11 protein-coding genes are annotated in these 13,792 nt (G+C 71.7%); all 11 read left to right on the top strand.

Annotated features, from left to right (window positions below):
- Window positions 1-70: 70 nt before the first annotated feature.
- The 11 genes from PKF00_RS36610 to PKF00_RS36560 all read left to right on the top strand — a co-directional run bounded on the left by PKF00_RS36610 (window position 71) and on the right by PKF00_RS36560 (window position 13,782).
- Window positions 71-2,506: a SulP family inorganic anion transporter gene (locus PKF00_RS36610; RefSeq protein WP_271222314.1), complete on the top strand. Its 2,436-nt coding sequence runs from the start codon at window positions 71-73 to the stop codon at window positions 2,504-2,506.
- 66 nt (window positions 2,507-2,572) lie between these two features.
- Window positions 2,573-3,565 (top strand): NAD-dependent epimerase/dehydratase family protein, encoded by a 993-nt coding sequence (locus PKF00_RS36605; RefSeq protein WP_271222313.1) that lies wholly within the window; start codon window positions 2,573-2,575, stop codon window positions 3,563-3,565.
- Between the two features lie 80 nt (window positions 3,566-3,645).
- Entirely contained in the window at window positions 3,646-4,818 is a 1,173-nt protein-coding gene (gene fxlM / locus PKF00_RS36600) for a methyltransferase, FxLD system (protein WP_271222312.1), read from the top strand.
- Window positions 4,819-4,993: 175 nt separating this feature from the next.
- Window positions 4,994-6,427 (top strand): CBM96 family carbohydrate-binding protein, encoded by a 1,434-nt coding sequence (locus PKF00_RS36595; protein WP_271222311.1) that lies wholly within the window; start codon window positions 4,994-4,996, stop codon window positions 6,425-6,427.
- Between the two features lie 4 nt (window positions 6,428-6,431).
- Window positions 6,432-7,673 (top strand): MFS transporter, encoded by a 1,242-nt coding sequence (locus PKF00_RS36590; RefSeq protein ID WP_271222310.1) that lies wholly within the window; start codon window positions 6,432-6,434, stop codon window positions 7,671-7,673.
- Entirely contained in the window at window positions 7,670-8,620 is a 951-nt protein-coding gene (locus tag PKF00_RS36585; protein WP_271222309.1) for a TolB family protein, read from the top strand. Before PKF00_RS36590 ends, PKF00_RS36585 begins: the two co-directional genes overlap by 4 nt.
- A 772-nt stretch (window positions 8,621-9,392) precedes the next feature.
- A complete protein-coding gene (locus tag PKF00_RS36580; protein WP_271222308.1) occupies window positions 9,393-12,050 on the top strand; it encodes an RCC1 domain-containing protein in 2,658 nt (885 codons plus the stop codon).
- A 147-nt stretch (window positions 12,051-12,197) separates the two neighbouring features.
- Window positions 12,198-12,608, top strand: coding sequence for a VOC family protein (locus PKF00_RS36575; RefSeq protein WP_271222307.1), 411 nt, complete (start codon window positions 12,198-12,200; stop codon window positions 12,606-12,608).
- Between the two features lie 148 nt (window positions 12,609-12,756).
- A complete protein-coding gene (locus tag PKF00_RS36570; protein WP_271222306.1) occupies window positions 12,757-13,221 on the top strand; it encodes a helix-turn-helix transcriptional regulator in 465 nt (154 codons plus the stop codon).
- Between the two features lie 5 nt (window positions 13,222-13,226).
- Window positions 13,227-13,352, top strand: coding sequence for a hypothetical protein (locus tag PKF00_RS36565; RefSeq protein ID WP_271222305.1), 126 nt, complete (start codon window positions 13,227-13,229; stop codon window positions 13,350-13,352).
- On the top strand, window positions 13,330-13,782 hold the full coding sequence (locus tag PKF00_RS36560) for a pyridoxamine 5'-phosphate oxidase family protein (protein ID WP_271222304.1): 453 nt from the start codon (window positions 13,330-13,332) through the stop codon (window positions 13,780-13,782). The genes PKF00_RS36565 and PKF00_RS36560 overlap by 23 nt, the downstream gene beginning before the upstream one ends.
- The last annotated feature ends 10 nt before the right edge of the window (window positions 13,783-13,792 follow it).

The raw sequence follows: 13,792 nt of genomic DNA, 5'->3' as shown, positions 1-13,792 counted from the left end.
TCCTCCGGTGCCCGTAAAAGGCCACGGCAATCGCTGACCAGGGAGCCGCCGACGGCATAGTGTCCCAGCCATGGGGACGGACACGAAGAGTCACAGCACACCCACGGAGCGCACTCTCGCCTCCGTGACACGTCACGATCTGCCCGCCTCCCTGGTGGTCTCCCTGGTGGCGGTGCCCCTCTCGCTGGGCGTCGCGGTCGCCTCGGGGGCGCCGCTGGTGGCAGGGCTGGTCGCGGGTGTGATCGGCGGAGTGGTCGCGGGTCTCCTGGGTGGTTCCGCCGTCCAGGTGAGCGGTCCCGCGGCCGGGCTGTCGCTGGTGGTCGCCGAGCTGGTCGCCACGTACGGCTGGCGGGCCACCTGCATGATCACTCTGCTGGCGGGCACGCTGCAGCTGCTGCTGGGGATGTCCCGGGTCGCCCGCGCGGCGCTCGCGGTCTCCCCCGCCGTGGTGCACGGCATGCTCGCCGGAGTGGGCGCGGTGATCGCCCTCGCCCAGCTGCACGTGGTGCTCGGCGGCGAGCCACAGCGCTCCGCCGTGGAGAACCTGATCGAACTTCCCGGGCAGATCGCGGACAACCACAGCCACGCGGTCTTCGCCGGCCTGCTCACCATCGGCGTCCTGGTCGGCTGGACCCGCCTGCCACGGCGCCTGCGGGTCGTGCCCGCGCCGCTGGTCGCCCTGCTGGCCGCCTCGACGACCGCCGTGCTGCTCGGCTGGAACGTCACCCGGGTCGACCTGTCGTCGAGCCTGAGCGAGTGGGCCGCGCCGATCTGGCCGGAGGGCGACTGGCACGGGATCGTCGCGGCGGTGGTGCTGGTGGCCCTGCTCGCGGCCGTCGAGTCGCTGCTGTGCACCGTGGCCACGGACAAGCAGCGCGGCGGGCGCTCCGACCTGGACAGAGAGCTCACCGCCCAGGGCGTGGCCAACATGGTCAGCGGCGCGCTCGGCGGCCTGCCCGTGGCGGGGGTCATCGTGCGCAGCACGACCAACGTGCGCGCCGGGGCCCGCAGCCGCTGGTCGGCGGTCCTGCACGGGCTCTGGATCCTGGCGTTCGCCGTCTGCCTGGGCTGGACGATCACCCTGATTCCCATGGAGGCGCTGGCCGCCCTGCTGGTCTTCATCGGCGTCCAGATGGTCAACCTGGGACACCTGCGCAACCTGCGGGGCCACGGCGAGATCCCGGTCTACGTCGTCACCATGGCCGGAGTCGTGCTGCTGGGCCTCGCGGAGGGCGTGTTGCTCGGCCTCGGGCTCGCCGCGCTCTCCGCGCTGCGCCGCCTCACCCGGATCACCGCCCGCGCCAGACTCGAGACCGACGGTCGCTGGCACGTGCTGATCGGCGGCTCGCTGACCTTCCTCGGCGTGCCCAGGATCACCTCCGAGCTGCACGCCGTTCCCGCGGGGGCCGCGGTCGAGCTGGACCTGAACATCGACTTCATGGACAACGCGGCCTTCGAGGCCATCCACTCCTGGCGGCAGGACCACGAGCGCGGGGGCGGCACGGTCGACATCGACGAGATCCACGACGAGTGGTACGCCATGGCCGCCAGCGGGGCCAGGGTGTTTCCCGTCAAGCCTCCGCCTCGGGCCCCGGACCGCTGGTGGCTGCCCTGGGCGCACCGCGGGCGCGAGCGGAGGGCGGCCGCGGACGCGCCCGTCCGGCGTGCGCCCGGCGAGGACGGTCCCGCCGCGCCCGGTGGGCAGGCGCGGGAGGAGGGCGGCTCCGCTCGCGCTCGGCGGGAGCGGGGCGGGAGCGGCCTCGCCGTACCCGTCCGGCGTGTGCCCGGCGAGGACGGCGGGGCCGGCGGGACTGACGGGACTGGCGGGGCTGACGGGGACCGCGGGGCCGCGCCGACGGCGCACGGCCGGCGAGACGGTCTTCCGGTGCCCGAGCTGCTCGCCGGAGCCCGCGAGTTCCACCGGCGCACCGCGCCGCTGGTCCGTCCCTTCCTGCACGCGATGGCCCGCAAGCAGGAGCCCGCGCACCTGTTCATCACCTGCGCGGACTCCCGGGTCGTGCCCAACCTGATCACCTCGAGCGGTCCGGGCGACCTGTTCACCGTGCGCAACATCGGCAACCTGGTCCCCCGCAGGGGCGGCTCGCCGCCCGACGACTCGGTGACGGCCGCGATCGAGTACGCCACCGGCGCGCTCAACGTCAGGACCATCACGGTCTGCGGTCACTCCGGGTGCGGAGCCATGGCGGCGCTGCTCAGCGGTGGCGAGAAGGCCGCCGGGCTGCCCGCGCTCGGCCGGTGGCTGCGCCACGGCAACCACAGCCTGGCGCGTTTCGTCTCCTCGGAGAGCGACGGCGCCGACGACGGCCCTCTGGACCGCCTGTGCCGGATCAACGTGATCCAGCAGCTGGAGAACCTGCGGACCCACCCCTCGGTGGACGAGCTGGTCGGGCAGGGGCGCCTGGAGCTGGTCGGCCTCTACTTCGACATCGCCACGGCCAGGGTCCATGTCCTGCGGCAGCCGCCGGTCACCCCGAGCGCGCTCTGAGCGCACGGCTTGCGCCGGTGGTGAAAGCCCGTGATCCCGCCCCGGGAAAGGCGAACAATGAGCGCCATGAGAACTCTGGTCATCGGCGGCTCGGTCTTCCTTGGGCGGGCGATCGTCGAGGAGGCGCTGCGGCGCGGTCACGAAGTCACGACGTTCAACCGGGGAAGGAGCGGCGTCGACCTGCCCGGCGTCGAAACGGTCAGGGGCGACCGCGAGGTCGCCGGCGACCTGGCGCGGCTGGCCGAGGGGCGTGAGTGGGACGTCGTGGTCGACGTCTGCGGATTCGTCCCCCGGGTGGTCGGCGAGTCGGTGCGCGCGCTGAACGGGAAGGCGGCCACCTACGCGTTCATCTCGAGCATCTCGGCGTGTTCGGCCTTTCCCGCCGAGGTGTCCGACGAGAGCTCGCCCCGCTTCGAGTGCGCCGGGGACGCCGGTCCCGGGGACGGAGACTACGGCACGCTCAAAGCGGGGTGCGAGCGCGCGGTCGAGGAGGGCTTCGACGGCAACGTCCTGGTCGTCGAGCCGGGGCTCATCCTCGGCCCGCGCGAGAACGTCGGCCGCCTGCCCTGGTGGCTCACCCGCGTCGCCAGGGGCGGGCGGGTCCTGGCTCCCGGCGGCCCCGACGTGGCGATGCAGGTCATCGACGCGCGCGACATCGCCGCCTTCACCCTCACCCAGGCCGAGGCGGGGGTGAACGACCGTTTCTTCACCGGCGGGGTGCGGGGCAACGTCACCTACGGCGCTCTGCTGGCGGAGTGCAGGGCGGTGACGGGCTCGGACGCCGAGTTCGTCTGGGTGAAGGACCGGTTCCTGCTCGACCGGGACGTCGCCCCCTGGAACGAGCTGCCGCTGTGGGCGCCGGAGACTCCCGACTTCGCCGGCGTCTGGCTGTCGTCGTCCGCGAAGGCCCACGCGGCGGGACTGCGCTGCCGTCCCGTCGCCGAGACCGTCCGCGACACCTGGGCCTGGCTCCGCGACGTCCCCGTGGCCGAGCGTTCCTTCGGCAGGCACGGCATCGATCCGGAGAAGGAGGCGGCCCTCCTGGCAGAGTGGGGGTAAGGGGCGGCGGCCTGCCGCGCCGCCCCTGTCCCGCCGGGCATGAGACCCGCCGGGGCACAAAAACGGCATGGAGGTCGGCGATGGCTGGATGGCGGGCACTGCGGGAGGACATGGTCGCGGAGGTGCGCGGACGCGGGATCAGCGGCGTCGTGGCCGACGCGCTGCTCGCGGTGCCGAGGCACCTGTTCCTTCCCGACCTCTCCGTCGAGGTCGTCTACCGGGACGACGCCATCGTGACCAAGCGCGACGCCCACGGCGTGCCGATCAGCTCCTCCTCCCAGCCGGCGATGATGGCCCTCATGCTCGACCAACTGGGCGTCGAACCGGGACAGCGGGTGCTGGAGATCGGGGCGGGGACGGGATACAACGCCGCGCTGCTCGCCCATCTGGTGGGGCCGCGGGGGCGGGTCGTCAGCGTCGACATCGACGCCGACCTGGTGCGCCGGGCTCGGGAGCACCTGGCGGAGGCCGGGCACCCCGAGGTCGAGGTGGTGTGCGGCGACGGCGCCGAGGGGTTCGCCCCCGCGGCGCCGTACGACCGGGTGATCGCCACCGTCGGCGTGTGGGATCTCGCCCCCGCCTGGCTCGACCAGCTCGGGCCCGGCGGGCGCGTCGTCGCGCCGCTGGACCTGTGCGGGGTCCAGCGCTCGGTGGCGCTGGAGAGGGAGGGCGCGCACTGGGTGAGCCGGTCGGTGGTGCCCTGCGGGTTCATGCGGATGCGGGGGCCCTTCGCCGGTCCGGAGACGATCCTGGTCCTGGACAGGGGCACCGACCTCACGATCTCGCTGCCGGGGGCGGCGGAGATCGGCGACCTTTTGAAGGCCCTGGGCGGTCCCGTGGCCGAGCTGACGACCGGGGTGAACGCCGACGAGGGGCAGGTCCTCGACGGCCTGAACCTGTGGCTGGCGGTGCACGAACCCCGCTGGTGCATGATGTCCGAGGCCCAGCCTGGCTGGCTGGCGACGAGCCCGCTCGATCTCCAGGGGTTCAAGGCCTGTGTCGGAATCGTCGAGGGTGACAGTCTCTGCCTGCTGGACCGGGGACCCGGCGCAGCCCTGGTCGCCCGGGCCCACGGCCCGGAGAGGGACCGGCTCGCCGGGGACCTCGCGGCCCACGTCCGGGCGTGGAACGGCGCCGGACGGCCGATGACGGCGGACCTGCGCATCGACGTCCACGCCGGGGACCCGCCCCACGGCGGTCTGGTCATCCCCAAGCGGCACACCGACCTCGTGCTGTCGTGGGCCTCAGGCTGACCTGCCTCGCGGCCCGCCGGCCGTCATCGGACCGAACTCACCGTACGTGTCACCGTTGACACGCCGGTCATTAACCGTCCGGACTCCCTGCGATCCGTTTCCGCTCATCGAATCGAGTGGTGAGCGATCTAGCGTCCATGTTTGCCCCCCACAACCGCGTACGAGGAGCAAACGCATGTTCCGACGCAAGGCGCTCACAGCGGCGTCCATGGCCGTCGCCGTCGGCGGCACGGCCGTGTTCACGGCCGCGACCCTGTCCGGAGGCGTGGCGAACGCCGCCACCGCCACCTTCACCCCCGTGGCCGACACCTACGTGGACAACGGCAACACGAGCACCAACTACGGCACGTCCGGACAGCTCGGCGTCGACAACTCACCTGTCAAGCGGGCGTTCCTGAGGTTCACCGTCGCGGGGATCTCCGGCCCGATCAGCACCGTCAAACTGCGCGTCCACACCGACAACGTGAGCGGCGCGGCGAGCGGCAACGGCGGCACGTTCAAGGGCGTGAGCAACACCACCTGGTCCGAGACGGGCACCACGTGGAACAACCAGCCGTCCATCGACGGGGCCACGCTGGGAACGCTCGGCTCCGTGGCCCAGAACGCCTGGTACGAGATCGACGTGACGTCGTACGTGACCGGCAACGGCACCTACAGCATCGGCGTCACCTCCTCCAGTTCGGACGGCGCGGACTACGACTCGCGGGAGAGCGGAGCCTCGACCGCGCCCCAGCTCGTGGTGACCACCGACGCGGGCCCCACGCCCACCGCGACCTCCAGCCCCACGCCCACGCCCACCGCGACGTCCGGCGACCCGGTGCTCGTCGGCGCGGGCGACATCTCCAACTCCGGCTCCGGTGACAGCGCCACCGCCGCGCTGCTCGACAACATCCCGGGCACGGTCTTCACGCTCGGCGACAACGTCTACGACAACGGCACCGCCTCGGAGTTCAACACCTACTACAACCCGACCTGGGGACGTCACAAGGCGCGCACCAGGCCGGTGCCGGGCAACCACGACTACAACACCTCCGGCGCGACGGGGTACTACGGCTACTTCGGCGCGTCGGCGGGCGACCCGTCCAAGGGCTACTACTCCTACGACGTCGGCTCGAACTGGCACGTCGTCGTGCTCAACTCCAACTGCTCGGCCGTCGGCGGCTGCGGCGCGAGCTCCGCCCAGGTGACGTGGCTGCGCGCCGACCTGGCGGCCAGCGCCAGGCCGTGCACGGTGGCGATGTGGCACCACCCGCGTTACACCTCGGGCGCCAACCACTCGCCCGACACCTCGGTCGCCCCGATCGTGCAGGCGCTGTACGACAACGACGCCGACCTGATCCTGACCGGCCACAACCACCAGTACGAGCGGTTCGCGCCGATCACCCCGTCCAACCAGCTCGACAACGCGCGCGGCATCCGCCACTTCGTCGTCGGGTCCGGAGGGGCGAGCCACTACGGCTTCGGGACCATCCTGGCCAACAGCGAGGTCCGCAACAGCGACACCTACGGCGTCCTGAAGGTCACCCTCCACCCGAACGCCTACAGCTGGCAGTTCGTCCCCGAGGCGGGCAAGTCCTTCACCGACAGCGGCACCACCGCCTGCCACTGACGACGTGTACCTCTCCACTCTCGACAGGAGTCGAGCCGCCGGCGGCTCCGTCAGGACCGTCGGCGGCACGGTGTTCGCGCTCGGCGCCGTCAGCCTCGTGACGGACGTGTCGGCCGAGATGGTGACCGCGATCCTGCCGCTGTACCTGGTCGTCGGGCTGCAGTTCAGCCCGGCGGCCTACGGCGTCGTCGACGGCGTGTACAGCGGCGCGACCGTGCTGCTGCGGCTGGCGGGCGGGTACGTCGCCGACCGGGTCAGCCGCCACAAGGCCGTGGCGGGGGTCGGCTACGGACTGTCCGCCTTCGCCAAGCTGGGGCTGCTCGCGGCCGGGACGTCCGGACCGCTCATCGGGCTGGTGATCATGGCGGACCGCGCGGGGAAGGGGCTGCGCACAGCCCCCCGGGACGCGCTGATCACCCTGGCCACCCCGCAGGAACGGCTGGGCCGGGCGTTCGGGGTGCATCGGACGATGGACGCTATCGGCGCCTTCCTCGGTCCCGTCGCCACGCTCGGGGTGCTCGCGCTGGCGGGCGGGGCGTTCGAGCCCGTCTTCATGGCGAGCTTCTGCGTCGCGCTGCTCGCCGTGCTGATCCTCGTGCTGTTCGTGCCCGACACCCGCTCCTCCCGCCCTCATCCGTCCGCCGTGTCATGGCGGGCCGTCGTCGAGCTCGGCCGTGGACGGCTCCTTCCCGCCGCGTGCCTGATCGGCCTCGTCACGATCGGCGACGGGTTCGTCTACCTCGTCCTGCAGCGGCGCGTCGAGCTGGGCGTCGGCTGGTTCCCGATGCTGGCCGTCGGCACGAGCCTGGTCTACCTGCTGCTGGCCGCCCCGCTCGGCAGGCTGGCCGACCGGGTCGGACGGCTGAAGGTGTTCGTCGGCGGGAACGCGACGCTGATCGGCGTCTATCTGCTCCTGGACGGCCCGTTCGGCGGCTGGCCGCTGGTCGTCGCGGTGCTGGCGCTCCATGGGACGTTCTACGCGGCCACCGACGGCGTCCTGGCGGCGTTGGCGGGGGCGACGTTCCCCGCGGAGCTGCGCGCCACCGGGCTGGCGCTGGTGCAGAGCGGCCAGGCCCTGTCCTACGTCGTCTCGTCGGTGCTGTTCGGGCTCGCCTGGCAGGCCTGGGGACCGGGGCCCGCCTGCCTGGTCGCCGCCGCCCTCACCGCGGTCGCCCTGCCCTTCACCGCGTTCCTCCTCACCAAGGAGTCACGATCACTCTCAGCACACACCTCCGCGTCCTCGTGACGGCCCTGGCCGCCCTGCTGCTCGCCGGGGTCGCCGTCACCTACGCGGCGCTGGCCAAGGACCAGCCCGTCACCGCACGCTCCGGCCCGGTGGGCGAGGGACCGCGCATACAGGTGCTGACCAACGGCCGCCTGTCGACGGTCTCCCGTTCCGACCCCGGCGGCCCGCGCGAGGTCACCGAACTGCGGTGCGACCGCGCCTACACCGCCGCCGGGACCGTCGCCTGCCTGAAGCCCGTCGGCCCGCTCAGCTCGACCGGCCTGGTCGTCCTGGACTCCTCCCTGCACGAGCGCAGGAGTCTGCCGCTGACGGGCTTCCCGAACCGGCTGCGCGTCTCCGCCACGGGCCGGATGGTCGCCTGGACGCTGTTCATCGACGGGCACTCGTACGCGACGACCGGTTTCTCCACCGTGGCGGGCATCCTCGACACCCGCACCGGGCGGCTGGTGAAGTCCCTGGAGGACTTCGCGATCACCGTCGACGGCCGCCCGTACCGCAACCCCGACGTCAACTTCTGGGGCGTCACGTTCACCGGCGACGACAACCGCTTCTACGCGACGCTGTCCACCGACGGCCGCCGCCACCTGGTGGAGGGCGACTTCGCGGCGAAGACCGTCAGGACGCTGCGTGAAAACGTCGAATGCCCCTCCCTCTCCCCCGACGGCACCCGGATCGCCTACAAGTCCGCCGTCGACGCCGACCCCGGCAAGGGCTGGCGCCTGTCCGTCCTGGACCTGGCCAGCCTGCGGATCACCGCCCTGGCCGAGACCCGCAGCGTGGACGACCAGGCCGCATGGCTGGACGACCGGACCGTCGCCTACGCGCTGCAGACCGGCGACGGCACCAACAACACCTGGTCCGTCCCCGCCGACGGCACCGGCGCCCCCAGCCTGCTGGTCCCCGACGCCAACTCCCCCGCCCCCTCGGAGACCCCGGCCGACGGGTGACGGCCCGTCTCCTCCGGCGTCGTCGTCGGCGCGCGGGTTCCAGGATTTCGGGCACGCCGAACAGCGGCGGCACGCTCTCGAAAGCGCATCGGCCCAAGGCACGGCTACCACGGTAAAGCTCATTACCCGCACAGTCGACGCATGTCGTGAAAACTATGGACCCGACGGTCAGCATAGGCTGATCACCCATCGGAAAATCAAGCATGAAAGCGATTCACGCGGTCGGGCGTCAGGCGGGCGCGCGGAGTCGTCAAGCCGATTCACGGCATATCCGACCTCGCCTTTTAAGGCCTGCGAAAGCATTCTTGACAGCAACCGGGAAAAGCCGTAGAAACGACGGCCCTCCGACGCCCGGAGCCACCTGCCGCGCACGGCATCCGGACGGCCACGGAGCACGGCGGACACTCCGGCGCCGAAGGACCGTCGCTTCTACGACACCCTCGGACCACTGTCAAGAGCACCGTAACCAACCTGCAACAAACAAGTCGTCTCCCACGGAAATGGGCGCGATCACTCCACGCACTCACTTAATGGCTGACCGTGTCAATCATTTTGGTATTGATTTTCATACGGGTGATCAGCCTATGCTGACCCGTCGGGTCTGTTGTTCTCAGGACACACGAAGATTGCGCGACCAATTGGCCTTCCATGGGCGCCCGCGCCTTGGATCACTGTGCTCGGGAAAGCAATCCGCCGCCGACCGGCGTGCCCGAGGTCACTGATTGGGAGGCTCTGAACTCGCGCGTCGAGAAAGACACCGAGGGAGAACGCATTGCCAGTCAGCTCTCATTTTCACAATTCTGAAAGAGTTCGGCCGTCCCTGCGGCGGCTCGCCGCGGCCGTGCTCGCCGTGACCGTCGGCACGTTGTCGGCGGTGGCCTCGGCGGGACCGGCCTCGGCCGAACCTGCCCCCGCCTACGACCACAGCAAGGACAAGGGGCGCGCGCCGGGCACGCACGGGCCGCTTCCCAAGGGCTTCTCCACGACTGAGCTGTCGGTGAAGTTCAAGGCCGACCGGGAGGTACGGCTGCGCGACCGCAAACTGGTCGCGGAGGACACGGCCGACGCAGCCGCGGTCCAGCGGGTGCTGGCCAAACACGACGGCGCGTCGATCAGGCCGTTGTCGCGCGCGTCCGAGGAGAAGGTCACCCAGCGGCGACTCCAGCTGGAGAAGCGGGTCGGCAGGGAGCTGCCCGACCTGAACTCGTGGTTCGTCGTCACCGTGCCCAAGGGCATCGAGTCGCTGCTGGACGACCTGAACGCCCTGCCCTCGGTGGAGATCGCCCAGGCCAGGCCGATCACCGTGGCCCCCGTCGAGCCACTGCGCTCGCACCAGAGGTACCGCAACGCGCCCGGCTCCGCCCAGGGCGGAGGGGTCGACGCCGACTACGCCAACGCGCAGCCCGGCGGCAAGGGCGACGGCATCCTCGTCACCGACATCGAGGCCCAGGGCGCGCTGAGCTCGCAGACCGGACCGCAGACGGTCGCCGCGGGCGACGACCACTCCCTGCTGGTGGCGGGGGGCACGTCACTCGGTCAGGTGTGGGCGTGGGGCGACAACTCCCAGGGCCAGCTCGGCAACGGCAGCACCACGCCCAAGAAGGTCCCGGTGCAGGTCACCGGCCTGACCAACGTCACGGCCGTCTCCGCGGGCAAGGGTTACTCGGTCGCGCTGAAGAGCGACGGCACCGTGTGGGCGTGGGGCGACAACTCCCAGGGCCAGCTCGGCAACGGCAGCACCATCGACAGCGCGACGCCGGTGCAGGTCGCCGGGATCTTCAACGCGGTGGGCGTGAGCGCGGGCGCGGGCCATGCCCTGGCCGTCCTTTCGGACGGCACGGTGCGGGCGTGGGGCGACAACAGCCAGCGCCAGCTCGGCTACGGGACCTCCGACTCCGCGATCGCGATCACCGTTCCCGGGCTCACGGGCGTGGCCGGCGGGGCCGGCACGGTCGCGGCGGGAGGCACCCACTCCGTCGTCGTGCTGTCCAACGGCACGGTCAAGGCGTGGGGCGACAACGCCCAGGGCCAGCTGGGCGACGGCACCACCGTCGACAGGACGACCCCGGTCGCGCTGCCCGGTCTGACCGGCGTCAAGCAGATCAGCAGCCGCGCCGACCACGTGCTCGCCCTGCTCAACGGCGGCACGGTCAAGGCGTGGGGCGACAACAGCCAGGGCCAGCTGGGTGACGGCACCACCGTCGACAGGACCTCTCCGGTCGCCGTCTCCGGCCTGTCGAACGCCTACGTCGTGTCCGCCGGTTCCCTGCACAGCGCCGCCATAGCCCTGCCGCCGTCATCGTCCCTCCTGACGGTCCACACCTGGGGTGACAACGCCCAGGGCCAGCTCGGCAACGGCACCACCACCGACTCCACCACGCCCATCGTGACCTCCGCGAGCAACGAGACGGTCTCGGCGGGCCTGGCGCACACCTTCGGCAAGGCCGGCCAGTGGCTCTACAGCTGGGGCGCCAACGGCAGCGGGCAGCTCGGTGACGGCACCACCGTCTCCCGGACCTTCCCGTACGAGCAGTTCACGCTGCTCAACGCGTGGAACCTGTGTCACGAGGACCTCGCAGGACGGGTCACGGCCGGCACGGTGGTCCAGATGCCGTCCATGTTCGGCGACCCGTGCACCAGCGACGCCTCGGTCCACCACGGCACCGCCGTCGCCGGGGTGATCGGCGCCAAGGACGACAACGGGGTCGGCATGGCGGGCATCGCACCGCACGCCAGGCTGAACCTGTCCACCTCCTCCATCCCTGACGCCGTCGGTTACGCCGCCACGTCCTCCCTGCCGGGAGACGTGATCCTGTTCGAGGTCGCGATAGCGACCTCCGGCGGCTGGTACCCGTGGGAGCTCGACAGCAGCGTCTACGACCAGACGGTGCTGGCCACCGCGGCAGGGGTGACCGTCGTGGAGGCGGCGGGCAACGGCGGCAACGACCTCGACGACCCGAACGACGCCTTCGCCGCCACCGTCATGGGCCGTCCCGACTCCGGCGCCATCATGATCGGGGCGGGAGCGCCGCCCAGCCCCGGCGGGACGAACTGCACAGGCTCCTCCCCCACCGCCGAGCTCAGGGCGCTGTCGTTCTCCACGTACGGCTCGCGCGTCGACGTCCAGGCCTACGGCGCGTGCGTGGCCACCCTGGGCGTCACCGGCTGGAAGGACCTGACCCCCTCGGTGACCGACCCCAACAAGATGTACACCGGCACCTTCGACGGCACCTCCAGCGCCAGCGCCGTCGTGGCCGGCGCGGTGGCCGACCTGCAGGGCGTGGCCAAGGCGGCGAGCGGGGTGCTCACCCCGGCCCAGGTCCGCGACACCCTCAAGCTGACCGGCACGCCGCAGCCCGCGGGCGACCCGCACCACATCGGCCCGCGACCGAACCTGCACGCGGCCATCGACGACGTCCTGACGCCGTAACGGGTCGGATTCGAGCGGGTGGCCGCGGGAGAGCGCGGCCACCCGTAGGCGGTCCTCGGCTTCCGGCCCGTCGGAGGGCTCTCAGCCCGCCGGACCGATCAGGATCCGAGAAGCACCGGTCACCGGGCCGCGGATAGCGTGACGGCCATGGACATCACCATTCACACGAGCTTCCTCCCGCACGACGACCCGGACGCCGCCCTGGCCTTCTACCGCGACGCCCTCGGCTTCGAGGTGCGCAGCGACGTCGGACACGGCAAGATGCGCTGGATCACGGTCGGCCCCGTCGGCCAGCCCGGCACGTCCATCCTCCTGGCGCCGCCGGCCGCCGACCCCGGCGTCACCGAGGACGAGCGCCGCACCATCGTCGAGATGATGGCCAAGGGCACCTACGGCTGGATCCTGCTGTCCACCCGGGACCTCGACGGCACCTTCGAGAAGCTGCAGGCCGGCGACGCCGAGGTCGTCCAGGAGCCGACGGAGCAGCCGTACGGCATCCGTGACTGCGCCTTCCGCGATCCCGCGGGCAACCTGGTCCGCATCCAGGAGCTTCGCTGAGCCGTTCAGTGATCGACGCGGCCATGACGGCCGCCGCGGAGAGCGCGGCGGCCGGCGCCTCCAGGCCTCCGTCCTCGGCCCCCCTCACCGGCGGGCGCCTCGCCATGCGGCCCGGGCGCTCGCGAGCATCGATGAAAGGAGTTCTCCCATGTGTCATCCCGCGTGGGGACGCGCACTCACCGCGGCACAGCGCCTGAACGACCTTGCGCGACTGCGTCGCGTCCGCGATCGGATCGACCGGGAGTACGCGCAGCCGCTGAACGTCGAGGCGCTCGCCCGCAGCGCGCACATGTCGGCCGGGCACCTCAGCCGTCAGTTCCGGCTCGCCTACGGCGAGTCGCCGTACGCCTATCTGATGACACGTCGCATCGAGCGCGCGATGGCGCTGCTGCGTCGTGGCGACCTCAGCGTCACCGACGTCTGCTTCGCGGTCGGCTGCTCGTCGCTGGGCACCTTCAGCACCCGCTTCACCGAGCTGGTCGGCATGCCGCCCAGCGCCTACCAGCGCCGCACGGCGGGCGCCGCGGCGGGGATGCCGTCGTGCGTGGCGAAGCAGGTGACGAGACCGGTCAGGAATCGAGAAGCGCCGGTCACCGAGCCGCAAACAGCGTGACGGTCATGACCTCCATCGCATCCCTCACCCTCGAGGTGGCCGACACCGTGGCCGCCGACGGAGCCCTCCCCCGGACGGAGGGCTCTCCACGACGTGACCGGAGGAAGCATGACAGGCGTGCCGCCGCGTGAGCTCGAGGAGCGGCTGCGGGACACTCGCGCGAGACTGGAGAACGACGTCGATCTCTGGGTCGCGACGGCCGGCTCCTCTGGCGTCCACCTCGTCCCGCTCTCGTACCTCTGGGACGGGACCGCGTTCCTCATCTCGACGCCGCGTGCCTCGGTCACCGGCCGCAACCTGCTGGCGGACGGCCGGGTGCGACTCAGCCTCGGGCCGACGCGCGACGTCGTCGTCGTCGACGGCGCCGCCGAGCCGGTGAACCTCGCCGACCTCGCCCCGGAGACAGGCGACGCGTTCGCGGCCAGGACCGGTTTCGACCCGCGCGAGCTCGACGAGCCCTACCAGTACTTCCTGATCCGGCCACGGCGCGTCCAGGCCTGGCGGGAGGCGAACGAGTTGCGGGGACGCGACCTGATGCGCGACGGCCGCTGGCTCGGCTGACCGTCGCCGT

It is taken from the genome of Streptosporangium carneum (genome assembly GCF_027922005.1).
GTDB lineage: Bacteria > Actinomycetota > Actinomycetes > Streptosporangiales > Streptosporangiaceae > Streptosporangium > Streptosporangium carneum.
Note: the sequence above shows the minus strand (reverse complement) of the source record. Positions and strands in the feature narration are given on the sequence as shown.

What these genes read in the sequence shown, in the direction of transcription:
- PKF00_RS36570 (WP_271222306.1), top strand. Translation starts at nt 12,757, where the DNA reads ATGTGTCATCCCGCGTGGGGACGCGCACTCACCGCGGCACAGCGCCTG.
- fxlM (WP_271222312.1), top strand. Translation starts at nt 3,646, where the DNA reads ATGGCTGGATGGCGGGCACTGCGGGAGGACATGGTCGCGGAGGTGCGC.
- PKF00_RS36605 (WP_271222313.1), top strand. Translation starts at nt 2,573, where the DNA reads ATGAGAACTCTGGTCATCGGCGGCTCGGTCTTCCTTGGGCGGGCGATC.
- PKF00_RS36565 (WP_271222305.1), top strand. Translation starts at nt 13,227, where the DNA reads ATGACCTCCATCGCATCCCTCACCCTCGAGGTGGCCGACACCGTGGCC.
- PKF00_RS36575 (WP_271222307.1), top strand. Translation starts at nt 12,198, where the DNA reads ATGGACATCACCATTCACACGAGCTTCCTCCCGCACGACGACCCGGAC.
- PKF00_RS36595 (WP_271222311.1), top strand. Translation starts at nt 4,994, where the DNA reads ATGTTCCGACGCAAGGCGCTCACAGCGGCGTCCATGGCCGTCGCCGTC.
- PKF00_RS36610 (WP_271222314.1), top strand. Translation starts at nt 71, where the DNA reads ATGGGGACGGACACGAAGAGTCACAGCACACCCACGGAGCGCACTCTC.
- PKF00_RS36560 (WP_271222304.1), top strand. Translation starts at nt 13,330, where the DNA reads ATGACAGGCGTGCCGCCGCGTGAGCTCGAGGAGCGGCTGCGGGACACT.